Below are 22557 nucleotides of genomic sequence, written 5' to 3' on the forward strand. Positions count from 1 at the left end.
GGCCACCGGTGGTACGCGTCCGAACCCTGTTCATCGTTGTCGAGGTCCACGGCGGTCGTGGGAAACTGTCGCCCGTGTCGACCATCGTCTTCTTCCACGCCCACCCCGACGACGAAGCCAGCCAGACCTCCGGCGCCATGGCGCGCGCCGTCGAGGAGGGCCACCGCGTCGTGCTCGTCTACGCCACGAACGGTGACCACGGTTCGCCCGCCGAAGACATGGCTGAGGGGGAGACCGTCGTCGAGCGGCGCCGCAAGGAAGCGGCCGAATCCGCTCGGGTGCTCGGCACGGCGCGCGTCGCGTGGCTCGGCTACGCCGACTCGGGCATGACGGGCTGGGAGCAGAACGACGTCGACGGATCCTTCCACGGCGCCGACCCCGTCATCGCTGGGCAGGCGCTCGCCGACATTCTCGACGAGGAGAACGCCGACGTCGTCGTCGGCTACGACTGGCACGGCAGCTACGGCCACCCCGACCACGTCAAGGTGCACAACGTGCTCCACCGCGCGGTCTCGCTGGCGAAGAGTTCGCCGCGCGTGTTCGAGTCGACGATGAACCGTGACGCCCTGCGCGAGCAGATGCGTCAGGCCCGCGAGGCCGGGCTCATCCCCGAGGGCGAGAGCTTCGACCCCGACGCCGGCGGCGACGACGGCAACCCCCTCGGCATGGCCGAGCGCGACATCAGTTTCCGCGTCGACGTCAGCGCCTACCTCGACAAGAAGCGCGCCGCGCTCGGCGCGCACGCGTCGCAGCCCGACGCCGCAGGCATCCTCGCGATGCCCGCCGAGGCGTTCAACGCCGGTTTCGGCACCGAGCACTACATCGACGTCGCTGCCATGCAGGCCGGCGGCCTTCCCGCGACGGACGGCCGCGGCCACGGCGCGCGCCCCGAGAGCCAGCCCCTGCCCGACGGCTGGTTCTTCTGAGCCGCTGACGCTCGGTCGGCCCGCTCGCTCCGGCCATGCCGGTGGGTGCGCGAGTGCCGTCAGGCCGCGTTGTGTCCTGATGTTCCCGGTTTGAGATGCCGACGTGCCACCGGGGCACGTTGTGTCCTGAACAGGTAGTCGCCCCGTCGCGAGCTCAGAGCGTCAGGACGTACTCGTCCTCGTCGGCCGGGCACGCCGGCGACGGCGGGTTCACCTGCGTGAACCCGTGCCGCACGTACGCCGCCGCGGCCCGCTCGTTCGCGCGGAACACGTGCAGCGCCAGCACCCGGTAACCCAACTCGCGTGCCCGCAAGACGAGTGCTTCGACAAGGTCGTCGACGACGCCGGTGCCGCGCCGACCCGGCTCCACCCACACCTGGACGACGAAGGCGAGACGCTCCGGGTCGTCCGTCAGCGTCCGAGCGCTCTCCACGTCGTCGAGATAACCGGAGGCGGGAAAGAGGCCCGCCAAACCGTCACCACGCGGCGCGACGCCGCTCGAGGCATCCGGCTCGTCGTCAGCCACCCACAGCAGCGTCCCGGGGTTCGACGCGCGCTCGACCCACCGCTCGTCGGGGAAGGCCACCTCGCGCTCGAACGACGAACCGAACGCCTCCGGATTGGTCCCCAACGCACGCAGACGCACGTCACGGTAGGTCTGCCACGGAAGCTGCGACGCGGGGTGCACACTCATGACGTCATCCTCCCGATCCCTAGGGGCACAATCGACCGATTTGCCCGCACAGTCGCAATATTCAGGGATTCGTGAGCCATTCGTTATCAACTGTGAATTCCCTCTGTCATGGCAAGGAGAACGGCGCGCGCGACCGTCGGCCATCGAGCGCCGGCGGGGCCCGCGCGCCCCGGGAAGCCGCGGTCTGACGCGGCTGCGCACCTAGGATGAGTCAAACGAAGCCCGCCTACTCCCGTGTGCCGCACGGGGCGTCGGCGGGCACATTGTGGAAAGGGGGATGACGCCTCGTGTGGGAATTCATCGCTGAGCGATGGCAGGACATCGCCTATCGCAGTTACCAGCACACCTCGCTCGTCGTCCAGGCCGTCTTGCTCGCCACGATCATCGCGCTCGTCCTTGCGGTCATCGTCATTCGGAACAACAGGCTCAAGGGCTTGGCCAACATCGTCTCGGCGGTCGGTCTGACCATCCCGTCATTCGCGCTCCTCGGCGTGCTGCTGCCGCTCGTGGGCATCGGTGCCCTGCCGTCGGTGCTCGCAGTCTGCTTCTACGCCGTTCTGCCGATCCTGCGCAACGCGGTCGTCGGCCTCGAGTCGGTCGACAAGAACCTGCTCGAAAGCGCGCAGGGCATGGGCATGAGCAAGGCAGCGACGCTGCTCAAGGTGCGCCTGCCCATGGCGTGGCCGGTCATCCTCGCCGGCGTGCGCACGTCCACCCAGATGTCGTTCGGCGTCGGCGCCATCGCCGCCTACGCCCTCGGCCCCGGCCTCGGTGGCTACATCTTCACCGGCCTCGCCCAGGTGGGCGGCGCCAACGCGCTCAACTACGCGCTGGTCGGCACCATCGGTGTCGTCGTCCTCGCGCTCCTTCTCGACCTCATTCTTGTCGGCGTCGGCCGACTGACGATTCCCAGGGGGATCCGTGCCTGACAACACCACCGAAGCCCAGGGCGCCACGCCGGTCGAGCGCGCTGACGACGTCAACACGGACGTCAACACCGACGTTGACGCCACGAGCTCTCAGCGCAGCGAAGTCACGGGCGCCGAGATCGTCTTCGACAACGTCGTCAAGAAGTACCCCGGCCAGGCGAAGGCTGCCGTCGGCGGCATGTCGCTGCGCATCCCTGCCGGTGAGACCGTCATGTTCGTCGGCCCGTCGGGCTGCGGCAAGACGACGTCGCTCAAGATGATCAACCGTCTCATCGACCCGACGAGCGGCACCATCACGATCGACGGCAAGCCGATCTCCGAGTCGAAGGCCGACGACCTGCGCCGGCGCATCGGTTACGTCATCCAGGGTGGTTCACTCTTCCCGCACATGACGGTGGCCGACAACATCGCCGTCGTCCCCGGCCTGCTCGGCTGGGACAAGGCCAAGACGACCAAGCGCGTCGACGAGCTGCTCGACATGGTCGGCCTCGACCCGGAGCGTTACCGCGACCGCTTCCCGCGTGAGCTCTCCGGCGGTCAGCAGCAGCGTGTCGGTGTGGCCCGCGGCCTCGCCGCCGACCCGCCCGTCATCCTCATGGACGAGCCCTTCGGCGCCGTCGACCCAATCACGCGTACGCGCCTGCAGGACGAGATGCTCAGCATCCAGCGCCAGCTGCGCAAGACGATCATCTGCGTCACGCACGACATCGACGAGGCTCTCAAGCTCGGCGACCGCATCCTCATCCTTTCCGAGGGCGGCAAGATCGAGCAGTACGACACCCCCGAGAACATCCTCGCGGCCCCGGCCAACGAGTTCGTCGAGGACTTCGTGGGTGCCGGTTCGGCCCTCAAGTCCCTCGCCCTCTCGCGCCTCGACGATGTCGAGATCGCCGACGCGCCGACGGCTCGCGTGGGTGACTCCATCGTCGACGTGCAGCGCAACGCCACCGCGTCCGGTGTGCGCAACGTCGTCGTGCTCGACGAGCGTGGTCGTCCGGTCGACTTCGTCACCGCCGCCAAGCTGCGCGGCGAGCGCGTCGAGAACCGTCGCCGCGAGGCACTGCAGACGGTCGACCACCGCGCCACGCTCAACGACGCCCTCGACGCCATGCTCAGCTCGAGCCACGGCGCCGTCGTCGTCACCGGTGGGCGCGGCGAGTACCGCGGTGTCGCGTCGTTCCAGCAGATCATGACGCACATCCAGGACACCCACGAGGCGGCCGAGTCGCGCCGTCACGGTGCCGACGCCGAGGCCACGCCCGATTCGGTGGCTGTGGCGAACACCTCGAGCCACACCGACTTCCGCGAGCAGGCCGAGGAGGGTGAGGAACAGTGAAGGGCCGTATCGGACGCGAGCAACTCGGTCTGATCTTCGGGCTGCCCGTCCTCATCCTCGTCATCTTCGGCGCCTGGGTCATCTGGCGTCAGACCGCCGATCTCGACCCCATCGAGGCGCGTCAGCTCGACTGGTCCGCGCTGCGCAAGCTCGGGTGGGAGCACATCAAGGTGACGTTCGTCGCCACCTTCTTCGTGCTCGCCACGGCGCTGCCCATCGGTGTCGCCCTGACCCGTCCCAAGCTGCGCCGCTTCTCCGGGCCCGTCGTCGCGTTCGCCAACGCGGGCCAGGCGACGCCGGTCATCGGCCTCATCGTGCTGCTCGCGCTGTGGATCGGCTTCACCTTCTGGGTGGCCGTTCTCGCTCTCGCGATCTACGCGTTCCTGCCGGTGCTGCGCAACACGATCGTCGGTCTGCAGCAGGTCGACCCGACGCTCGTCGAGGCGGCCCGCGGCATGGGCATGAGCCAGATGAAGACGCTCGCGACGGTCGAGCTGCCGCTCGCGGCGCCGGTCATCATGGCCGGTGTGCGCACCGCGCTCGTCCTCCTCGTCGGTACGGCGTCGTTCGCGACGTTCATCAACGCCGGCGGTCTGGGCGCGCTCATCCAGGCGGGCATCAACCTGTTCCGCTACCCGATCCTCGTCAGTGGCGCGATCCTCATCGCCCTGCTCGCGCTCGTCTTCGAGTGGGCCGGGCGTGTGCTCGAGGCCATCGTCACCCCGAAGGGGCTGTGATCGCATGACGCACAAGTTGATTCGTACTCCGCGGGCCAGGCTCGCCGGCGTCGCCGGAGCGGCGGCAGCGGGTTCGCTGCTGCTCAGCTCCTGTGGCCTCGGTACCTCGGCCGGCATCTCGCCCTCGGGTGAACTGGGGCCGAAGCTCGCCTCCGTGAAGAAGCTCGACGGCGCCGAGATCGCCGTCGGTTCCAAGCAGTTCACGGAGCAGCAGATCCTCGGAAAGATCGCCGTCATCCTGCTGCAGTCGGCCGGGGGAAACGTGAAGGACTTCACGACGATCCCCGGTTCTGCGGCGGCTCGTGAGGCGCAGATCCAGGGCCAGACGACGTTCTCGTGGGAGTACACGGGCACGGCGTGGATCACGTACATGGGGCACACGAAGCCGATTCCGGACCCGCGCAAGCAGTTCGACGCCGTCAAGGCAGAGGACGCGAAGAACGGTCTGACGTGGCTGCAGTACGCGCCGATGAACAACACCTACGGGTTCGCGGCGAAGGAAGCCACGGCGAAGAAGTTCAACGTGAAGTCGTTGTCCGACCTCAAGAAGGTGCCGAAGGCGCAGCGCACGCTGTGCGTCGACACCGAGTTCGCCAACCGTGACGACGGCCTCGAGCCGATGCTCAAGGCCTACGGCATTCCGCTCGGCAGCGAGATTCCGCGTAACCAGATCAAGAAGCTCGATTCGGGTGCGATCTACGCGGCTACGAACAACGGGCTGTGCAACTTCGGTGAGGTCTTCACGACCGATGGCCGCATCAAGGTGCTGAAGCTGCAGGTGCTCGCCGACGACAAGAAGTTCTTCCCGCTCTACAACGTCGCCCCGGTGTTCGCCACCAAGACGTTGGAGAAGAACCCGCAGTTGTCGGACCTGTTCGGCCCTGTGTCGAAGAAGCTGACGAACGAGACGATGATCCAGCTCAACGCCAAGGTCGACGTCGACGGTGAGAACCCGTCCGACGTGGCGTTCGACTGGCTCAAGAAGGAAGGCTTCATCAAGTAGCCCCCTGACGTGACGCCCGGCCCCTCGAAGCGCGAGAGGCCGGGCGTTCGCGTATCCGGGGAACTTCTGTCGATCTGGTGGCGGCATATCGCGGCCACATCGACACATCTGCACCGGCTGGGTCAGAGCTCGAGCGCTGACCGAGCTTCGTCGAGCCGCGACCGGACGACGGTGTAGTGCGCCCACCGTCCGCGCTGTTCGCGCATGAGGAGCCCGGCGTCCGTCAGCTTCTTGAGGTGATGGCTCAGGGTCGGCTGGGTGATGCCCAGTTGGCTCGGCAGGTGGCAGGCGCACACCGTGCCGTCGGGGGTGGCTGCGAGGTAGGTGAGCAGACGCAGCCGCACCGGATCGGCGATCGCCTTGAGGAGCTCGGCCCGGCGATTCGCGTCGTCGAGCGGCAGCAGCGCCGCGTCGGCGGCGGGAGCGCAGGTGAACTCTGCGGGGGTGGACATGTGGCTCACCCTACCGACACATTGACAAACATCAATACGTTGGCCAGAGTTCATGACGATGAAGACCGATGCCACTGGCTCCGCCGAGCCCACGCAAGCCCCTGTTGCCGCGCGCCTTTCGACGCTCGATCGGTTCCTGCCGGTCTGGATCGTCGCTGCGATGGCCGTCGGTCTCCTTCTCGGACGGCTCGTGCCGGGTCTCGACGACGCGCTCTCCGCCGTCGAGGTCGAGGGTGTCTCGCTGCCGATCGCCATCGGCCTGCTCGTCATGATGTACCCGGTGCTCGCGAAGGTTCGCTACGACCGCCTCGACAGCGTGACGGCCGACAAGCGGATGCTCGGCGCGTCGCTCGTCCTGAACTGGCTCGTCGGGCCCGCCGTGATGTTCGCGCTCGCGTGGATCTTCCTGGCCCACCTGCCTGCCTACCGCACGGGCCTCATCATCGTCGGGCTCGCCCGGTGCATCGCGATGGTCATCATCTGGAACGACCTCGCCTGCGGTGACCGCGAGGCCGCGGCCGTGCTCGTCGCGCTCAACTCGGTCTTCCAGGTCATCGCCTTCGCCGGCCTCGGGTGGTTCTACCTGTCGGTGCTGCCCGGGTGGCTCGGCCTCGAGCAGACGAACCTCGACGTGTCGCCGTGGCACATCGCCGCGTCCGTGCTCGTCTTCCTCGGCCTGCCGCTGCTGGCCGGTTTCCTTTCACGCCGTGTCGGCGAGATGCGCTGGGGCCGCGACGCGTACGAGGGGTCGTTCCTGCCTCGCGTCGGGCCGTGGGCCCTCTACGGGCTGCTGTTCACCATCGTCCTGCTCTTCGCGCTCCAAGGCGACGCCATCACGCGCAACCCGCTCGACGTCGCCCGCATCGCCCTGCCTCTGCTCGTCTACTTCGCCCTCATGTGGGGCGGCGGCTACGTTCTCGGCAAGGCGCTCGGCATGAGCTACGAGCGGACGACGACGCTCGCCTTCACTGCGGCCGGCAACAACTTCGAGCTTGCCATCGCCGTCGCCATCGCGACCTTCGGGGCAACGTCCGGCCAGGCGCTCGCGGGCGTCGTCGGGCCCCTCATCGAGGTGCCCGTGCTCGTCGGCCTCGTCTACGTCTCGCTCGCGCTGCGCGGGCGCTTCCCCCAGGTGCCGAAGGAGACCCGAGCATGAGCGAGCCCCGCCCGAGTGCCCTGTTCGTCTGCGTCAAGAACGCCGGAAAGTCGCAAATGGCGGCTGCCCTGACGCGCCTGCACGCCGGCGACTCCGTCGAGGTGCACTCGGCCGGCACGCACCCGGGATCGAAGCTCAACGAGGAGTCGCGAGCGGCCGTCGAGGAGGTGGGCGCCACGTGCGAGGGCGAACACCCCAAGGCGATCGACGTCGATCTGCTGCGCCGCGCGGACCGCGTCGTCGTCATCGGTGGCGAAGCGCAGGTCGAACCGGTGGAGGGAATGCGAACCGACATCGAGCGCTGGACCACCGACGAACCGTCGCTGCGCGGCATCGAGGGCGTGGAGCGGATGCGTCTCGTGCGCGACGATATCGACGCGCGTGTGCGCGCCCTCGTCGCCGACCTGATAGCCGACCCTCAGGGCGTCAGAGGGCCTTCGTGACGAAGTCGCGTAGGTCGGTGATCGTGCGGCACTCGTGCATGTCGATGATCTCGGCGTACTTCGTGGCGACCGAGTCGCCCGTACCCCACTGCGATTCGGCCTCCGGGTTGAGCCAGAACGCGTGACGCGCCTCGTCCACGATGGTGCGCAGCGCGTCGTAGCGCGGGTTCGTCGAGTTGGTGCGAGCGTCGCCGAGGATGAGCAGGGTGGCACGCGGCGTGACGGCGTCGAGGTGGTGGGCGACGAAGTCGACGAACGTCATGCCGTAATCGGAGTTGCGGTGCCCGCGCTGCATCCGGGTGTTGCCGCGAAGCGCCTCGATGAGGTCGCCCTCCGCGCCCACGGAGCGCACGGTCTCGGTGAGTTCGTCGACGGTGTTGACGAACCCGAAGACGCGTACGCGCGCGAACTGCGCCTGCATCGCCTGCATGAGCAGGATCGTGAAGCGGCTGAAGCCGGAGACGCTGCTGCTCATGTCGGCGAGGATGACGAGCTCGGAGCGGTTCGGCGTCCGGCGGTCGTAAACGGGCGCGATAGGAACTCCGCCGGTGGACATCGACGCACGAAGCGTCTTGCGGATGTCGATGCGCCCGTGGCTCGCGCGGCGTCGCTTCGCCGCCAAGCGGGCCGCGAGCTTGCGTGCGAGAGGCTCGACGACGCGACGCATCTGGGCGGCGTCGATGGCGTAGGTCTGGCTGAAGTCGCGCCGCTCGATCGGCGTCGTGACGGCGTACGTCGCCTGGCTCGCCCTGCCACGGATCTCGGCGTTGCGACGGCGGGACTCGGTCTCGATGCGACGCCGGAACCCCGCGACGCGCGTACGGATCTCGTCGCGGTCGAAGCGCTGGACGAACGGGTCGGGCTGCCAGCCCTCGAGTGGGGCTGCGGCCTGACCGCCACTCCCGGCGCCACCGCCGCCCTCGGACGTGCCGACGCCCTCGTCGGCGAGACCGGGGGAGCCGCCGCTGCCCTCGAGGGCGTCCGCCTCCTGCTCGGCCCGCAGGCGACGCAGGTACTCGTCGTGCTCGCGCAGGAGCTCCGTGGCCCGCGCAACCGCGAGGTTCGGTTGGAACTGGTCGATGGCCTGGTTCGCAGAGAACCCCTCGTCACCCGCGCGACGCAGGCGCCCGAACTCGTCGACGACGACGCCCGCGAGCGTCTCGAGGGCCTGCTCGTCGTTCTCGGCGAGAGCCCTCGCAAGCAGTTCGGTGAGGGCCGTGGCGCGTTCGCGCAGCTCGGCGGCATCGGCGTTCTCCGCGTCGAACTCCGGTAGCTGGGCGAGCAGGTCGTCGGCGCCGAGATGGCCTGCCGCAGTGCGTCGTCCGAGCGCAGCGGGGAAGAAGATGTCGAACAGATCGTCGAAGACGCCGCGCTGCTCGCCCCGGCGCACCAGAGCCGCTGCGAGCCCCTCACGCAGGCGCTCGCGGTTCTCGAGACCGAGGGCGCCCGCGACGTGCCCGGCATCCACGACGTCACTCGTTCCGACGACGACGCCGTGGCGGCGCATCGCGTCGGCGAGGGCAACGAGGCGGCGTCCGAGGGGGCCGATCACCGCGGGTGTCTGCGTGTCCTCGCCACGCGGCGCAGCGTCGTCGAGCGGTTCGTGACGTTCGGGCTGCCCGGCCGAGGGGCGGTTGTGGAACGCCCCCGGGAAGTGGTGCTCGTCAGGCATCGAGCTTGAGCAGCGTGGAGGCGCGCTCGATGTCGTCCTGGTGCTTGAGCAGGACGCCGAGGTTGGCGCGCAGCACGGTGGGGTCGAGGTCGTCGGAGCTGTCGGCCCCGAGTGCGACGAGGGTGCGCGCCCAGTCGACGGTTTCCGCGATGCTGGGCGCCTTGCGCAGCGGCATCTCGCGCAGGCGCTGCACGAGCCGGACCACGGACTCGGCGAGCGCCGCGTCGAGGCCCGGCACCTTGAGGGCGACGATGCGCTGTTCGAGTTCGGCGTTGGGGTAGTCGATGTGGAGGAAGAGGCAGCGTCGGCGCAGAGCCTCCGACAGGTCGCGCGCGGCGTTGGAGGTGAGGACGACGAACGGGCGCTGCGTCGCGGCAAGGGTGCCGAGTTCGGGCACGGTGACCTGGAAGTCGCTCAGCACCTCGAGGAGGAGGCCTTCGACCTCGACGTCGGCCTTGTCCAGCTCGTCGACGAGCAGGACGGTGGGCTGCTCGTTGCGGATGGCGCGCAGCAGCGGCCGGGTGAGGAGGAACTCGTCCGTGAAGATGTCGGTGGCGAGGGCCTGCCAGTCGTGAGCGACCTCGTCGTCGGTCGCCTGCGCGGTGGTCCCTGTCGCGTTCGTCTGTGCCAGCGCAGTGTTGGCGGTGATGCGCAGGAGCTGCTTCGCGTGGTTCCACTCGTAGAGGGCGCGGGCCTCGTCGATGCCCTCGTAGCACTGCAGGCGCACGAGGTCGGCGTCTTCGCCGGTGGTCGCGGTGAGCGCGCTCGTGACGGCCTTGGCGAGCTCGGTCTTGCCGACGCCGGCGGGGCCCTCGACGAGCAGCGGCTTACCGAGTGCGTCGGCGAGGAAGACCGTCGTCGCGATGGCGTCGCTCGCGAGATAACCGGCATCCGCGAGGCGGGTGAGGACATCGTCGACCGAGGTGAAGCGTGAAGTCACCGTGCCATTGTCGCGGATGGCTCAGGCCGCGATCGGCGAAAACGCAGAACGGGTTGACCGGGTAGGCCCTCGGAACGATCCGATGTGACGCTGGCCCCACAGCTCGCGCACACTTCGCAGTTAGGTGTACCGTTAAACATAGATAACCTAACTAAACGAAGGGAAGAGATGTCCACCGCGCATCCGCCAACCGCGCAGGCCCCGATGAGGACGGTCTTGTCGCACGTCATCGTTCCGATCCTCATGGGTCTCATCATGTGCGCCGCCTACCTCGGTGGTTTCCACAAGCCGTCGCCCCACCACGTGCCCGTCGCCGTCGTCGGTCAGGCTCAACAGGCGGGCCCGCTGGCGGCCAAGGTGCAGGACGCGTTCGGCGACGAGGCGGACGTCCGCACGATCGCGACGCCCGAGCAGGCGACGGATCAGCTGAAGCACCTGAAGATCTCCGCGGCCTACGTCCCCGGTGACGGCAAGGCCGAACTGCTCACCGCCGGTGGCGCGTCCGACACGACGAAGTCCGTCGTCGAGAAGATGTTCCGCCCCGTCGCGGAGAAGCAGCACGATGCGCTGACCGTCAAGGACGTCGCGCCCCTCACCGAGGACGACCCCGCCGGCCAGAACGGTTTCTTCTTCCTCGTCGCCCTGACGGTCGCCGCGTACGCCACGTCGATCGCCATCGGCGCGGCGGCTGCGAGCCGCCCGTTCGCCCAGCGCATCGCCCTCGCCGCCGGCGCCGCCGTCGTCATCTCGACGATCGAACTCGCGATCGCGGCGTGGGGTTACGACATGTTCGGTGGGCACGCGCTCGCAACGTGGGCGCTGTCACTGCTCTACACGGCCGGCGTGCTGACGGTCGGTGTCGGCCTGCACCCGATCGTCGGACGGTTCGCGACGCTGCTGTACTCGGCGATCTTCGTCGCGCTCAACTTCACCTCGTCCGGCGGCGTGTTCGCGCCCGTCATGCAGCCGAGCTTCTTCGGTTGGCTGCACGACTTCTGGATCGGCTCCGGCTTCGTCGAGGCGCTGCGTCGCATCATCTACTTCCCGGACGCCTCGATCGCCGGCCCGCTCACTATCTTGTTCGGCTGGCTGGTCGTCGGGTTGCTCTGTCTCGCAGCCGGATGCGCGGTCGAACAGCGACGTGTTGTGCGAGCCCGTGAGCTCGAGGAAGCTGCGTCCCGCCCCGTCGGACGTCACGCCGAGCACGCGCATCAGGACGAGCGCGACGAGCTCGACCCCGAGACCGAGGAGGAACTCGAGGAGAACGTCGCCGTCTGACGTCCTCTCTCTTTGCGCCCAGATGCACCCGGGTGCATGTGGGCGCAAAGAGAAGCCACCAGGGGTGTGGACCGGTGCCTCACGAGCTGCGAGCAAGGCGATGAAGAGCCCACCATGCGACGGGTCGATAGGCGTGCCCGACGAGAGGCGGCAGATCCATCGCCATGTGACAGCGGCACCCGCTCCGACAAACCTCGACGCGGTGCTCGCCCGTCGTCGTCAGCCCCAGGACGCTGACGCGCCAGTTCCACGTCCTCGCCACCGCATCGACGTCGGTGATGACGAACCGCCCCACCGTCACCGGCCCGAGACGCCACCGTCCTTCCGCGCCGGGACTGATCACCACGGCATCCGCCTCGACCGGCGGCATGTGCGGCGACCAGTCACGCCACCGATCGACGTGCACGTAGGCCTGCCACGCCGCGTCGACACTCGCGGGCCCGTCAGCATGGACGTCGATGCGCTTCATGTCCGAATGCTAGGCGTTCCAACGGAACCCAGGTCGCCCACAGCCCTCGGGCGCCCCGCGCCGACCCCAGCGCGTAACTCACACGTAGGTGTGCAGTTGCGTGCCTACCTGTGAGTTACGCGCCATCGTGAGGGTCAGGCGACCCTCGACTCCGTTCGCTTGATCCTCAGCGCGCGGACTACTCATTGGCTCAGTTCCTCAGCGCCCGATTCGGCAGGGCCGGGCCTTCGCACGCTCCGGCGCGAACCTACCTCGGTCGGGCTTGATCGTCACTGAGCTTTCTTGTCTCGCCGACGACGGTGCAGGATCGGCTCGGTGTAGCCGTTCGGCTGCTTCGCGCCCTCGAGGATGAGTTCCTTCGCGGCGTTGAACGCGATGCCGTCGAAACCCGGGGCCATCGGCTCGTAAGCCTTATCGCCCTCGTTCTGCTTGTCGACGATCGGCGCCATGCGCTTGAGCGACGCGACGACGTCGTCCTCGCTCACGATGCCGTGCTGCAGCCAGTTCGCGAGCAGCTGGCTGGAGATGCGCAGCGTCGCCCGGTCCTCCATGAGCGCGACGTCATGGATGTCGGGCACCTTCGAGCAGCCCACGCCCTGGTCGATCCAGCGTACGACGTAGCCGAGGATCGACTGGCAGTTGTTGTCGAGTTCCTCGCGCTTGTCGGCGTCCGACCAGTCCGTGTTCTCCGCGAGCGGGATCTGCAGGATGTCGTCGACCGACGCGGCCTTGCGCTTCGCGAGCTCCTCCTGTACGGCGAACACGTCGACCTGGTGGTAGTGCAGCGCGTGCAGCGTCGCGGCGGTCGGTGACGGCACCCAGGCCGTCGTCGCGCCGGCCTTCGGCTGGCCGATCTTCTGCTCGAGCATGTCCTTCATCAGGTCGGGCATCGCCCACATGCCCTTGCCGATCTGCGCCTTGTGCGCGAGACCGTCAGCGAGGCCGACGTCGACGTTGTTGTCCTCGTACGCCTTGATCCACGTGGAACCCTTCATCTCGCCCTTGCGGATCATCGGGCCCGCGAGCATCGACGTGTGGATCTCATCGCCGGTGCGGTCGAGGAAGCCCGTGTTGATGAACACGACGCGCTCCTTCGCGGCGTAGATGCAGGCGGAGAGGTTGACCGTCGTGCGGCGCTCCTCGTCCATGATGCCGACCTTGATCGTGTTCTCCGGCAGGGCGAGCACCTTCTCGACGCGGCCGAACAGCTCGTTCGTGAACGCGACCTCCTTGGGCCCGTGCATCTTCGGCTTCACGATGTAGATCGAGCCGGTGCGCGTGTTGCTCACGCCCTCCTTGCCGACGAAGCCGTGCAGCGCCGCCAGCGACGTGACGAGCGCGTCGAGGATCCCCTCGCCGACCTCGTTGCCGTCGGCATCGAGGACGGCGTCGCTCGTCATGAGGTGGCCGACGTTGCGGACGAACAGCAACGAGCGGCCCGGCAGGGTGAACGTGTCGCCGCCGGGGGAGACGTAGTCGCGGTCGGGATTGAGCTCGCGCTTGAACGTCTTGCCGTTCTTCGTGATCTCCTCGGCGAGGTCACCCTTGTTGAGGCCGAGCCAGTTCGTATAACCGAGCACCTTGTCCTCGGCATCGACGGCGGCGACGGAATCCTCGAGGTCCATGATCGTCGTGACAGCCGACTCGACGAGGACGTCCTTGATGCCGGCCGGGTCGGTCGCGCCGATCGGGGACTCGGCGTCGATCTGGATCTCCAGGTGAAGACCGTTGTGCTTCAGCAGGATTGCCTCCGGCTGCGCAGGCAGCCCGACGTAGCCGGCGAACTCGTCGGCGTTCTTCAGCGACGTCGTGCGCTCACCGTCGAGGTGGACGACGAGCTCGCCGCCGTCGACGCCGAAGCCGGTGACGTCGGTGTAGGAACCCTCGGCGAGCGGGACGGCAGTGTCGAGGGAGTTCTTCGCGAACGCGATGACGGCGTCGCCGCGCACCGTGTTGTACGAGGTGCCCTTCTCCTTGCCGTCGGCCTCGTCGATCGCGTCGGTGCCGTAGAGCGCGTCGTAGAGCGAACCCCAGCGGGCGTTCGACGCGTTGAGCGCGAAGCGGGCGTTGAGGATCGGCACGACGAGCTGCGGACCGGCGGTGTCGGTGATCTCGCGGTCGACGTTCTCCGTCGTGATGGAGAAGTCGGCGGGTGCGTCGACGAGGTAGCCGATCTCGGTGAGGAAGGCCTTGTACGCGTCGAAGTCGGGCTTGCCCGGGTTGTCGCGGTGGTAGGCGTCGATCTTCGCCTGGAGCTCGTCACGCTCGGCGAGGAGAGCCTTGTTCTTGGGTCCGAGGTCGGTGATGACCTCGGCGAAACCCTTCCAGTACGTCTCCTGGTCGACGTCCGTGCCCGGCAGGACCAAGTCGTTGATGAAGTCGTACAGGACGGTGGCGACCTGGAGTCCGTGCACCTCGGTGCGCGGCGTGGTGTCAGTCATGTGCTTCCTTTCGTCGCATGCAGAGGGCTCCTTCTCTCCAACGCTACGCGTCAGTAGACCCGTTGTGGCAGGTTAGAGGGCGCCGAAGTGACACGCGTCACGCGTCGTGCGGAAGGCGCCCCTCGATCCACGCGAGAACGTGGGCCGTCACGTCGTCGCGGTTGGTCTCGTTGAGCAGTTCGTGGCGCGCGCCGGGGTAGAGCATGAGCGTCACGTCCTCCACGCCGCCGTCGCGCAACATGGCCGCGGCCGCCTCGACACCGCGACCGTCCCCGCCCGCCGGATCGGCGTCGCCGGACACGACGAGGATGGGCAGCTTCGCTGGTGTGGCCGCGACGAAGGACGGGGTGTTGACGAGGCGCAGGCCGCCGAGCATGTCGACGTAGAACCCTGCGGTGGCGATGAACCCGCACTTGTCGTCGGCGACGTAGGCGTCGACCTCGGCGTCGTCCCGGCTCAGCCAGTCGAAGTCCGTGCGCGCCGGCTTGAACGCCTTGTTGAACGCACCGAACGAGAGTTTGTCGAGAAGCTTGCTCGGGTGCTTCGCGCCGCGCAGGCGCGCCTCGGCGGCGGCCACCTTCGACCCCACGAGCCCCAGCGTTCCTGCGTCGGCGGGCGTGCCCGACAGGACGAGGGCCGTGAGGCGTTCACCATGACGCACCGCGTACGTGCGGGCGAGCAGCGAGCCCATGCTGTGGCCGAACAGGACGATCGGCGCGTTCGGGTGCTCGGCGCTCGCGTGCGTGACGACGGTGTCGATGTCGTCCGTGACGCGGTTCCAGCCGTCGGACTCGGCGAAGTACCCGAGGGTTCCGCCTTCAGCTGTGCGTCCGTGGCCGCGGTGGTCGGCCGCATAGACGGCGAACCCGGCACCGGTGAGGGCGTCCGCGAAGCGGGCGTACCTCTCGCCGTGCTCGGCCATGCCGTGCGCGATGACGACGACCGCGCGCGTCGACGTTTCGTCGGCCACCCAGCGGCGGCCGCGCAGCGTCGTGCCGTCAGGGGCAGTGAGGTCGAAGGGCTGGGGCTGCACGGGTTCTCCTCGAGGCGGGTGGCTGAACTACCGCCATCCTGCCCGGTCGGAGCCCTGAACAGTCACAAAACCATGCGGAAAAGCGGCGAGTCCGGGTCGACGCGCTCGGTGCGCATCGCCGACTCCGCCATGCGCTCGAGCAGCGGCTCGAGACCGGCGGGCTCGCCGAGTTCGAGGCCGACGAGGGCCGGGCCCGTCTCGCGGTTGGAGCGCTTCGTGTACTCGAAGAGGGTGATGTCGTCGTCGGGGCCGAGGATCTCGTCGAGGAACCGGCGCAGCTGACCGGGTTCCTGCGGGAACTCGACGAGGAAGTAGTGCTTGCGCCCTTCGTACACGAGCGAACGCTCGACGACCTCCGCGTACCGCGACACGTCGTTGTTGCCGCCCGAGAGGATGGCGAGGACGAGGTCGCCGTGGGCGATCTCGACGTCGTCGAGGGCTGCTGACGCGAGCGCGCCCGCAGGCTCGGCGATGATGCCGTCGCTCTGGTACAGGTCGAGCATCTCGGTGCAGATGCGCCCCTCGGCGACGCTGAAGCAGGGCACCCCACCCGCCGCGATGACCGGGTAGGTGTGCGCGCCGAGGAGGCCGACGGTGGCGCCGTCGACGAAGGGGTCGGTGACCGGCACCGAGACGGGGCGACCCGCCGCGAGCGCGGCCTGCAGGGAGGGGGCGCCCACCGGCTCGACACCGACGATGCGCGTGTTCGGGTGGCGTTCACGCACCCACGCCGTGGTGCCGGCGAGCAACCCGCCACCTCCGACGGGCACGACGACGACGTCGGGCACCCGGCCGTGCTGGATCTCGCACTGGGCGAACGCCTCGCGCGCCACCGTGCCTTGACCGGCGATCGTGCGCACGTCGTCGAAAGCGGGCACGAGCGTTGCCCCGGTCGTGGTGGCGAACTCACCGGCGGCTGCGGCCGCCACGTCATAGGTGTCGCCCTCGACGACCGTTGTCACCCACGGGCCGCCGAGCACGCGCACGCGCTCACGCTTCTGACGTGGCGTCGTGCGCGGCAGGAAGATCGTCGCCTTCACCCCGAGGCGCGCACACGCATAGGCGACGCCCTGGGCGTGGTTGCCGGCGGAGGCGCACACGACACCGGCCGCGCGGGCGTCCTCGTCGAGCTGCGCGATGAGGTTGCTCGCACCGCGAATCTTGTAGGAGCGCACCGGCTGCTGGTCCTCACGCTTGAGGACGACGGTGGCGCCGTACTTCGCGCTCAGGCGGCCGCTCTCGGTGACGGGCGTCGGAGCGAGCAGGCCCTCGAGGCGCGCTGCGGCGGCGTCTACTGCTGCTGCGTCGACGCCGGGGGTGGGGGTGGTCGTGCTGGTCACGGCGTCCAGACTCTCATGCGCCGCGCGAGAGCCGCGTGGCCTACTCGGATGACGGATAACGCGCCTCGCGGGCCTGTTGCACCTTCGCGTGCCGCGAGCGGTCGAGGCGGAGCGTCAGGGCGATGACTCCCACGAGCAGGAGCCCGCACACGGCACCGAACAGCGCTGCCATGACGACGACGCCGACGGGATCGTTGTTCACCGGGCCACCGTGTCATCCCGACCTGTGTCACCACTGGGAACCCTCGGCGAAAAAGCATTGTTGTCGAATCGTGTTCTCACGTGTGAACCACGTGCCTCCTTCGTGCGTCAGACATGGCAGAGTCGATGTGAGTTCGCTCGACACGAGCAACGAGGGGAGCGGAATGCAGCACGACAAGCGGCACTGCGCCGAATGTGGGGAGCAGGTCTCGGGGCCGTTCTGCAGCAACTGCGGCACGCGCACGGCCGTGGGGGCCACGGCCGGCGCGAACACGAGCGGGGCGTTCTTCGACGAGGAACCCACCCGTCTCGGTGCTGACCGCGCCGCGGATCAGCCGTACAACGGTTACGCCTCCGACGACGCGGACGAGTACGGGGGCGGCGTGCCCCCGGTGGAGCCCGCGGCGACGTCGTCCGCCCGGCCCGCCAAGACGAACCAGATGCTCGTGGCGCTCATCGCCGTTGTCGCGCTCGCCGTCGTCGGAATGCTCGGCTACCTCTTCACGAACGGTCGCGGAGACGACAAGGCCGATCCGCCGCTGGTGAGCGACTCCTCCACCAGCGCACCGACGAAGAGCACGTCGTCCTCGACGTCGTCCTCGACGTCGTCGAGCACGACACAGAGTTCGACGAGCAGCCCTGACCCCTCCACGACACAGGGCAACTCGAACGGTGGCAACAACGGCGGCGGGGGAGCGCCAGCGCCTGCACCGTCGCAGAACACCGAGGAACCTGCCCCTGCACCGAGCCCGAGCACGACGGGTGTCAGCGAGCTTCCCGGCCTCGTCAAGACGACGAGCATGGGCGGTTCGGACTACGCGATGACCCGTGAGGGCAACACGGTCACGGTCTGGCGGGCCGGAAGCGGCGGCGCCAGCCGAATCGGCTCCTTCACCCTGCGTGGCGGCGGAGGAAGCAACGGACTGGACTTCATCAACCTGCCCGGCTGCAGCGCGCCGGTCGTCGCGTGGAACGCAGCGAGCGCGAGCGGGTCGGCTGCGTACGGCTACGACGGTTCGGGCTACCAGGCGTACGTGGGTAGCTCGAGCGGCAGCATGTCGCCGAGCGGTGGATCGCCGAGCTCGTACGGCGTCAACGCCTACAACGGCATGCTGGAGATCCGTGACAGCTCCAAGCAGAAGGCACGTGGTTCGGGTAACCACTTCGACAGCTGCGAGAGCGCCTCACCGGACGTGCTGCACATGGTGAGCGGCGGCTGACACGTCCGCCGTCACGCGGGGCGGCAAGACGCTCGCGGAGGTCGCAAAGGGGCCGGGCCCGAAACCACGAGATGTGGTTTCGGGCCCGGCCCCTTTCGTGCTGGTGGCCTGAGGGTCAGACCTCGAGCGCGCCGTTGGCGATGCACGCCTTGCGGACGCCCTCGCCGTAGGCCGGGTCGGCCTTCGTGCAGTTCTCGATGTGACGCTCGATCGTCTGCGCGGTCGCGCCCTTGATGGCGGCGGCCGTGTTGGCGAACAGCGCGTGCTGCTGCTCGGGCGACATGAGGCGGAACAGGTTGCCCGGCTGCTCGTAGTAGTTGTCGTCGTCCGCGCGGTAGTCCCAGTGGTCGGCGACGTGCGCCATCTCCTGGTACTTCGCCATGTCGGACGCCGGCTCTGCGTAGGAGGGCTGCTCCTGCATCGCGCCGTAGCTGTTCGGCTCGTAGTGCGTCTCGCTGCCCTTGTTGCCGTCAACGCGCATCTGGCCGTCGCGGTGGAAGGTGTGCACGGGGCACTTCGGCGCGTTGACCGGGATCTGGTGGTGGTTGACGCCGAGGCGGTAGCGCTGCGCGTCCGTGTAGCTGAACAGGCGGGCCTGCAGCATGCGGTCGGGCGAGACGGAGATGCCCGGCACGAGGTGCGACGGCGCGAACGCGGCCTGCTCGATGTCGGCGAAGAAGTTGTCCGCGTTGCGGTTGAGCTCGAACTCGCCGACCTCGATGAGCGGGTAGTCCTTCTTGCTCCACACCTTTGTCAGGTCGAACGGGTGGAAGCGGTACGTCTTCGCGTCTTCCTCCGGCATGATCTGCACGTACATCGTCCACTTGGGGAAGTCACCGCGCTCGATGGCCTCGTACAGGTCGCGGCCACTCGACTCGCGGTCGCCGGAGATGACCTCGGCCGCCTCGGCGTCCGAGAGGTTCTCGATGCCCTGCTGGGTGCGGAAGTGCATCTTGCACCAGAAGCGCTCGCCGGCCTCGTTGATGAACGAGTAGGTGTGCGAGCTGAAGCCGTGCATGTGGCGGAACGTCTTGGGGATGCCGCGGTCACTCATGACGATGGTGACCTGGTGCAGCGCCTCGGGCAGCGACGACCAGAAATCCCAGTTGTTCTCCGGGCTGCGCAGGTTGGTGCGCGGGTCACGCTTGACGGCGTGGTTGAGGTCGGGGAACTTCATCGGGTCGCGGAAGAAGAAGACCGGCGTGTTGTTGCCGACCATGTCCCAGTTTCCCTCTTCGGTATAGAACTTCAGGGAGAAACCGCGGATGTCGCGCTCGGCGTCGGCCGCACCGCGCTCACCGGCGACGGTGGAGAAGCGGGCCATCATCGGCGTCTGCTTGCCGACCTCGGAGAAGATCTTGGCCTTCGAGTACTTCTGGATCTCGGGGCTCGTCACCGTGAACGTGCCGTGCGCGCCCGAACCCTTGGCGTGCATACGACGCTCCGGGATGACCTCACGGTCGAAGTGGGCGAGCTTCTCGATGAGCCACAGGTCCTGAAGAAGGATCGGGCCACGCGGGCCGGCCGTCATCGAGTCCTGGTTGTTGGCGACGGGCGCTCCCGCAGCCGTCGTCAGCGGGGGGTGCTCCTGGTTGCGGCCCTGCTCGTTGTCGACCATGAGGTGCTCCTTCGGTTGGTCGGGTGTGATCGGTCAGGAGGGAGGTGCTTCGGTTCTCACCCTAGGCGCTGCCACTGACAACGGACAGGGTGAAGCGGGTTCGTCCGGACGTCAGCCCGGCGGAGTCTTCGCGCGGCATTCGGCGCAGACGCCCCAGTAGGTGACCTCGGCTTCGTCGATCTCGAAACCGGCGCTCAGATCGCTCTCGTGTGCCGCTGTGAGGCAGGGGGTTTCGCCCACGGCGCACGGGATGTCGACGATCGTCGCGCAACGGCGACACACGAGGTGGTGGTGGTTGTCGCCGATGCGGCGTTCGTACAGCGCGGACTGCCCCGCCGGTTCGATACGGCGGATGATGCCGTGAGCCGTCATGGCGTGCAGCGCGTCGTAGACCGTCTGCATCGAGACGGCGCCGTACCCCTCGCGCACCGCCTTGAGGACGGTGTCGGCGTCGGAGTGCGGCCGGTTCTCGAGCGCTTCGAGGATGGCCAGGCGCGGACCCGTGACGCGCAGGTTGGCCTCGCGCAGCATGGTGCGCGGGTCCGGCGGCGAGGTCTGGGTCGTGGTCATGCCTCTATGGTGACGCTCTTTCTGGAATGAATCAAGATAAGCGCCGGACCAATGTCAACTAGTCACCCGCGACGAGCCACAGCACACCCCACGGCAGAAGGTGGATGTCGCCGTCCGCATCTGAGTGCACGGGTCGCGCGGTGAGGGCGTCGACGAGCCCGACGGCCGGCTTCGTCCGTTCCCCTGCCGAGGCGACCTTCGCAGCGTCGTGCACTGCGCCGAGGGTGAAGCTGCCCAACCACTGCGCGGGCCACGTCTGCTCCTCGTCGGTCACGTTGTAGAGCTGGACCATGTCGCCCGCGGTGTGGCGGCGCCCGACGGCCAGCACGCCCGGATTCGCGACAGGCAGCACCTCGGAGGCGATCTGCCCGTCGAGCTGAGGCAGCCGCGCGCGCACCTGCCCGACGGAGCAGTGCCATTCGAAGATCGCGCCGGTGACGCTGCCGTGATCGTGACGCTGGGCGAGCGCAGTGTCGGGCAGAGCCGGGCGGTGAGCCCAGCGGTTGTCGTCGGCGTGGGTCGGGTCGCTTGCCCACTCGGGGTCGTTGGGCAGGGCGAGTTCGTCGCCCGACCAGATGACGGGCAGGCCGTCGGTGCCGTACGTGGCGGCGACGAGAAGCTTCATCCGCGCCATGCCGGTTGCCGTCAGGTGGGGGTTGTACGACTCGCTCGCGCCGGTCAGCGACGCCGTCGTGCCGGAGATGCGTCGGTCGCCTGTCTGCGGATTCGCCTGGAAGACAAGGCCGTCCGAGAACGAATCGAACGATTCGCCCGCGTAGAAGTCGGAGAGGAACGCGCGGTGCAGCGGGCCGGAGAGGCCGACGGCGGCGGCGTCGCCGTCGTCGATGGCCCAGCCGATGTCGTCGTGGCAGCGGATGTAGGAGATCCAGGTGGCGCCCTCGGGCGTCGGCGGCAGTCCGCGGAGCGTGTGCACCGCGAGACGCGTGTCCTGGGCGGCGATCATCGACCACAGCTGCACCATCCAGGTGTTGTGGTACGCCAGATCCGACAGGCGCTCCTCGTACTCGCCGAGGCCGAGGTACTGCACGAGGTCGTGCGGCCCGACGATGGCCTCGGCCTTGAATGCGAGGCCGGGTGCCGCCATCCGCGCGACGGCACGCAGGATCGACGTCAGCGCGTGCACCTCGGGCTGGTTCTGGCAGTTCGTGCCCATGCGCTTCCACATGAACGCGATGGCGTCCAGACGCAGCACCTCGACGCCCTTGTTCGCGAGGAACAGCATGATGTCGGTGAACTCGGCCAGCACGTCGGGGTTGGACCAGTTGAGATCCCACTGGAATGCGTTGAACGTCGTCCACACCCACGCCTGGGCCTTCTCGTCCCAGGTGAAGTTGCCCGGCGCGAAGTCGGGGAAGACCTCGGGCAGCGTGCGCTCGTAGGCGTCGGGCACGGAGCGGTCGGGGAACATGTGGAAGTAGTCGCGGTACTTCGGGATGCCGGCGCGCGCCTTCGTCGCCCACTCGTGCTCCTCGGCGACGTGGTTGAGGACGAAGTCGAGCACGAGGCTGATGCCGCGGTGGCGCAGCGTCGTCGCGAGGGCTTCGAGGTCGATCATCGTGCCGAGGTCGTCGCGGACCTCGCGGTAGTCGACGACGGCGTAGCCACCGTCGCTGTCACCGGCGCGGGTGCGCAGCAACGGCATGAGGTGCAGGTAGGTGACACCGAGTTCGTCGAGGTAGGCGGTGCGTTCGGCGACGCCGGCGAGGGTGCCGCCGAAGCGTTCGGTGTAGGCGGCGTAGCCGATCATGCGCGGCGACGAGAGCCAGTGCGGGTCGGCTTCGCGACGACGGTCGAGGTCGTGGAGTTCCTCGGGGCGCTCGAGGAAGCGGCGCGCCGCGATCTCGACGAGGTCACCGGCGATCTCCTCGACGCGGTCGGGGTGGACGACGTTCAGGCCGTCACGCAGGGCGGGCCACTGGGCGCGCAGGCGGGCGGTGAAGACGTCGCTCTGCCAGGGGGAGGCCGGCGTGAGGACGGAGGAGGCGCGCTGGATCACCGACACAGGAAGTGGCATGGACACATTCTCGCGTACGGCGTGGGTGCTCCCGCCGCGTTCCCGCGCCGCGGGCGTGCTGTGT

General features: G+C 68.4%; 21 protein-coding genes. 9 read left to right on the forward strand and 12 right to left on the reverse strand.

Translation table 11 applies throughout. The features are described 5' to 3' along the window. The first annotated feature begins 74 nt into the window (after positions 1-74). On the forward strand, positions 75-926 hold the full coding sequence (locus IM689_RS11170) for a PIG-L deacetylase family protein (RefSeq protein ID WP_193644030.1): 852 nt from the start codon (positions 75-77) through the stop codon (positions 924-926). A gap of 154 nt (positions 927-1080) precedes the next feature. Here the strand turns inward: IM689_RS11170 and IM689_RS11175 are convergent, their stop codons facing one another. Next, a complete protein-coding gene (locus IM689_RS11175; RefSeq protein WP_193644031.1) occupies positions 1081-1620 on the reverse strand; it encodes a GNAT family N-acetyltransferase in 540 nt (179 codons plus the stop codon). Between the two features lie 287 nt (positions 1621-1907). On the opposite strand from IM689_RS11175, the gene IM689_RS11180 reads away from it, so the two are divergent. The 4 genes from IM689_RS11180 to IM689_RS11195 are packed head-to-tail and all read left to right on the forward strand — an operon-like array spanning position 1908 to position 5625. After that, complete coding sequence (locus IM689_RS11180) at positions 1908-2549, forward strand: ABC transporter permease (protein WP_193644032.1); 642 nt, start codon at positions 1908-1910, stop codon at positions 2547-2549. Further along, positions 2542-3885, forward strand: a complete 1344-nt coding sequence (locus tag IM689_RS11185) for an ABC transporter ATP-binding protein (RefSeq protein WP_319803865.1) — start codon at positions 2542-2544, stop codon at positions 3883-3885. Before IM689_RS11180 ends, IM689_RS11185 begins: the two co-directional genes overlap by 8 nt. Next, entirely contained in the window at positions 3882-4622 is a 741-nt protein-coding gene (locus tag IM689_RS11190) for an ABC transporter permease (protein ID WP_047310973.1), read from the forward strand. The genes IM689_RS11185 and IM689_RS11190 overlap by 4 nt, the downstream gene beginning before the upstream one ends. 4 nt (positions 4623-4626) lie before the next feature. Beyond that, positions 4627-5625 (forward strand): glycine betaine ABC transporter substrate-binding protein, encoded by a 999-nt coding sequence (locus IM689_RS11195; RefSeq protein WP_193644033.1) that lies wholly within the window; start codon positions 4627-4629, stop codon positions 5623-5625. A gap of 122 nt (positions 5626-5747) precedes the next feature. On the opposite strand, the gene IM689_RS11200 is transcribed toward IM689_RS11195, so the two are convergent. Beyond that, positions 5748-6077 (reverse strand): ArsR/SmtB family transcription factor, encoded by a 330-nt coding sequence (locus IM689_RS11200; RefSeq protein ID WP_118914941.1) that lies wholly within the window; start codon positions 6075-6077, stop codon positions 5748-5750. 52 nt (positions 6078-6129) lie between these two features. Between IM689_RS11200 and arsB the strand changes: the two genes are divergently transcribed. Further along, positions 6130-7233, forward strand: a complete 1104-nt coding sequence (arsB, locus tag IM689_RS11205) for an ACR3 family arsenite efflux transporter (RefSeq protein WP_319803866.1) — start codon at positions 6130-6132, stop codon at positions 7231-7233. Beyond that, complete coding sequence (locus IM689_RS11210) at positions 7230-7676, forward strand: arsenate-mycothiol transferase ArsC (RefSeq protein WP_193644034.1); 447 nt, start codon at positions 7230-7232, stop codon at positions 7674-7676. Before arsB ends, IM689_RS11210 begins: the two co-directional genes overlap by 4 nt. Here IM689_RS11210 and IM689_RS11215 read toward each other — a convergent pair. Together IM689_RS11215 and IM689_RS11220 are read right to left on the reverse strand one after the other, a co-directional pair. After that, on the reverse strand, positions 7660-9348 hold the full coding sequence (locus tag IM689_RS11215) for a VWA domain-containing protein (protein ID WP_193644035.1): 1689 nt from the start codon (positions 9346-9348) through the stop codon (positions 7660-7662). The genes IM689_RS11210 and IM689_RS11215 overlap by 17 nt on opposite strands. Beyond that, on the reverse strand, positions 9341-10288 hold the full coding sequence (locus tag IM689_RS11220) for an AAA family ATPase (RefSeq protein ID WP_193644036.1): 948 nt from the start codon (positions 10286-10288) through the stop codon (positions 9341-9343). Before IM689_RS11220 ends, IM689_RS11215 begins: the two co-directional genes overlap by 8 nt. Positions 10289-10504: 216 nt before the next feature. Here IM689_RS11220 and IM689_RS11225 point away from each other — a divergent pair, with 216 nt between their 5' ends. Then, positions 10505-11566 (forward strand): hypothetical protein, encoded by a 1062-nt coding sequence (locus tag IM689_RS11225; RefSeq protein ID WP_227484750.1) that lies wholly within the window; start codon positions 10505-10507, stop codon positions 11564-11566. Between the two features lie 79 nt (positions 11567-11645). On the opposite strand, the gene IM689_RS11230 is transcribed toward IM689_RS11225, so the two are convergent. The 5 genes from IM689_RS11230 to IM689_RS11250 all read right to left on the reverse strand — a co-directional run bounded on the left by IM689_RS11230 (position 11646) and on the right by IM689_RS11250 (position 17051). After that, on the reverse strand, positions 11646-12035 hold the full coding sequence (locus tag IM689_RS11230) for a hypothetical protein (RefSeq protein ID WP_193644037.1): 390 nt from the start codon (positions 12033-12035) through the stop codon (positions 11646-11648). 269 nt (positions 12036-12304) lie between these two features. Beyond that, positions 12305-14476 (reverse strand): malate synthase G, encoded by a 2172-nt coding sequence (locus IM689_RS11235; RefSeq protein ID WP_193644038.1) that lies wholly within the window; start codon positions 14474-14476, stop codon positions 12305-12307. A gap of 97 nt (positions 14477-14573) precedes the next feature. Next, a complete protein-coding gene (locus IM689_RS11240; RefSeq protein ID WP_193644039.1) occupies positions 14574-15509 on the reverse strand; it encodes an alpha/beta hydrolase in 936 nt (311 codons plus the stop codon). 62 nt (positions 15510-15571) lie between these two features. Next, a complete protein-coding gene (gene ilvA, locus IM689_RS11245; RefSeq protein WP_193644100.1) occupies positions 15572-16858 on the reverse strand; it encodes a threonine ammonia-lyase IlvA in 1287 nt (428 codons plus the stop codon). Between the two features lie 31 nt (positions 16859-16889). Next, entirely contained in the window at positions 16890-17051 is a 162-nt protein-coding gene (locus IM689_RS11250; protein ID WP_182434808.1) for a hypothetical protein, read from the reverse strand. A gap of 163 nt (positions 17052-17214) precedes the next feature. Between IM689_RS11250 and IM689_RS11255 the strand changes: the two genes are divergently transcribed. Beyond that, positions 17215-18270, forward strand: coding sequence for a hypothetical protein (locus IM689_RS11255; RefSeq protein ID WP_193644040.1), 1056 nt, complete (start codon positions 17215-17217; stop codon positions 18268-18270). A gap of 115 nt (positions 18271-18385) precedes the next feature. On the opposite strand, the gene IM689_RS11260 is transcribed toward IM689_RS11255, so the two are convergent. The 3 genes from IM689_RS11260 to IM689_RS11270 all read right to left on the reverse strand — a co-directional run bounded on the left by IM689_RS11260 (position 18386) and on the right by IM689_RS11270 (position 22493). Further along, positions 18386-19888: a catalase gene (locus tag IM689_RS11260; RefSeq protein WP_193644041.1), complete on the reverse strand. Its 1503-nt coding sequence runs from the start codon at positions 19886-19888 to the stop codon at positions 18386-18388. 111 nt (positions 19889-19999) lie between these two features. Then, complete coding sequence (locus tag IM689_RS11265) at positions 20000-20458, reverse strand: Fur family transcriptional regulator (protein WP_129665992.1); 459 nt, start codon at positions 20456-20458, stop codon at positions 20000-20002. Positions 20459-20516: 58 nt separating this feature from the next. Next, on the reverse strand, positions 20517-22493 hold the full coding sequence (locus IM689_RS11270) for an alpha-amylase family protein (RefSeq protein ID WP_193644042.1): 1977 nt from the start codon (positions 22491-22493) through the stop codon (positions 20517-20519). Between the last annotated feature and the right edge of the window lie 64 nt (positions 22494-22557).

The organism is Dermacoccus barathri, from assembly GCF_015070805.1.
GTDB lineage: Bacteria > Actinomycetota > Actinomycetes > Actinomycetales > Dermatophilaceae > Dermacoccus > Dermacoccus abyssi.

Coding starts and splice junctions, on each gene's coding strand:
- IM689_RS11175 (WP_193644031.1), bottom strand. CDS start 1,620: ATGAGTGTGCACCCCGCGTCGCAGCTTCCGTGGCAGACCTACCGTGAC.
- IM689_RS11195 (WP_193644033.1), top strand. CDS start 4,627: ATGACGCACAAGTTGATTCGTACTCCGCGGGCCAGGCTCGCCGGCGTC.
- IM689_RS11200 (WP_118914941.1), bottom strand. CDS start 6,077: ATGTCCACCCCCGCAGAGTTCACCTGCGCTCCCGCCGCCGACGCGGCG.
- arsB (WP_319803866.1), top strand. CDS start 6,130: ATGACGATGAAGACCGATGCCACTGGCTCCGCCGAGCCCACGCAAGCC.
- IM689_RS11210 (WP_193644034.1), top strand. CDS start 7,230: ATGAGCGAGCCCCGCCCGAGTGCCCTGTTCGTCTGCGTCAAGAACGCC.
- IM689_RS11215 (WP_193644035.1), bottom strand. CDS start 9,348: ATGCCTGACGAGCACCACTTCCCGGGGGCGTTCCACAACCGCCCCTCG.
- IM689_RS11230 (WP_193644037.1), bottom strand. CDS start 12,035: ATGAAGCGCATCGACGTCCATGCTGACGGGCCCGCGAGTGTCGACGCG.
- IM689_RS11235 (WP_193644038.1), bottom strand. CDS start 14,476: ATGACTGACACCACGCCGCGCACCGAGGTGCACGGACTCCAGGTCGCC.
- IM689_RS11255 (WP_193644040.1), top strand. CDS start 17,215: ATGCAGCACGACAAGCGGCACTGCGCCGAATGTGGGGAGCAGGTCTCG.
- IM689_RS11260 (WP_193644041.1), bottom strand. CDS start 19,888: ATGGTCGACAACGAGCAGGGCCGCAACCAGGAGCACCCCCCGCTGACG.
- IM689_RS11265 (WP_129665992.1), bottom strand. CDS start 20,458: ATGACCACGACCCAGACCTCGCCGCCGGACCCGCGCACCATGCTGCGC.
- IM689_RS11270 (WP_193644042.1), bottom strand. CDS start 22,493: ATGCCACTTCCTGTGTCGGTGATCCAGCGCGCCTCCTCCGTCCTCACG.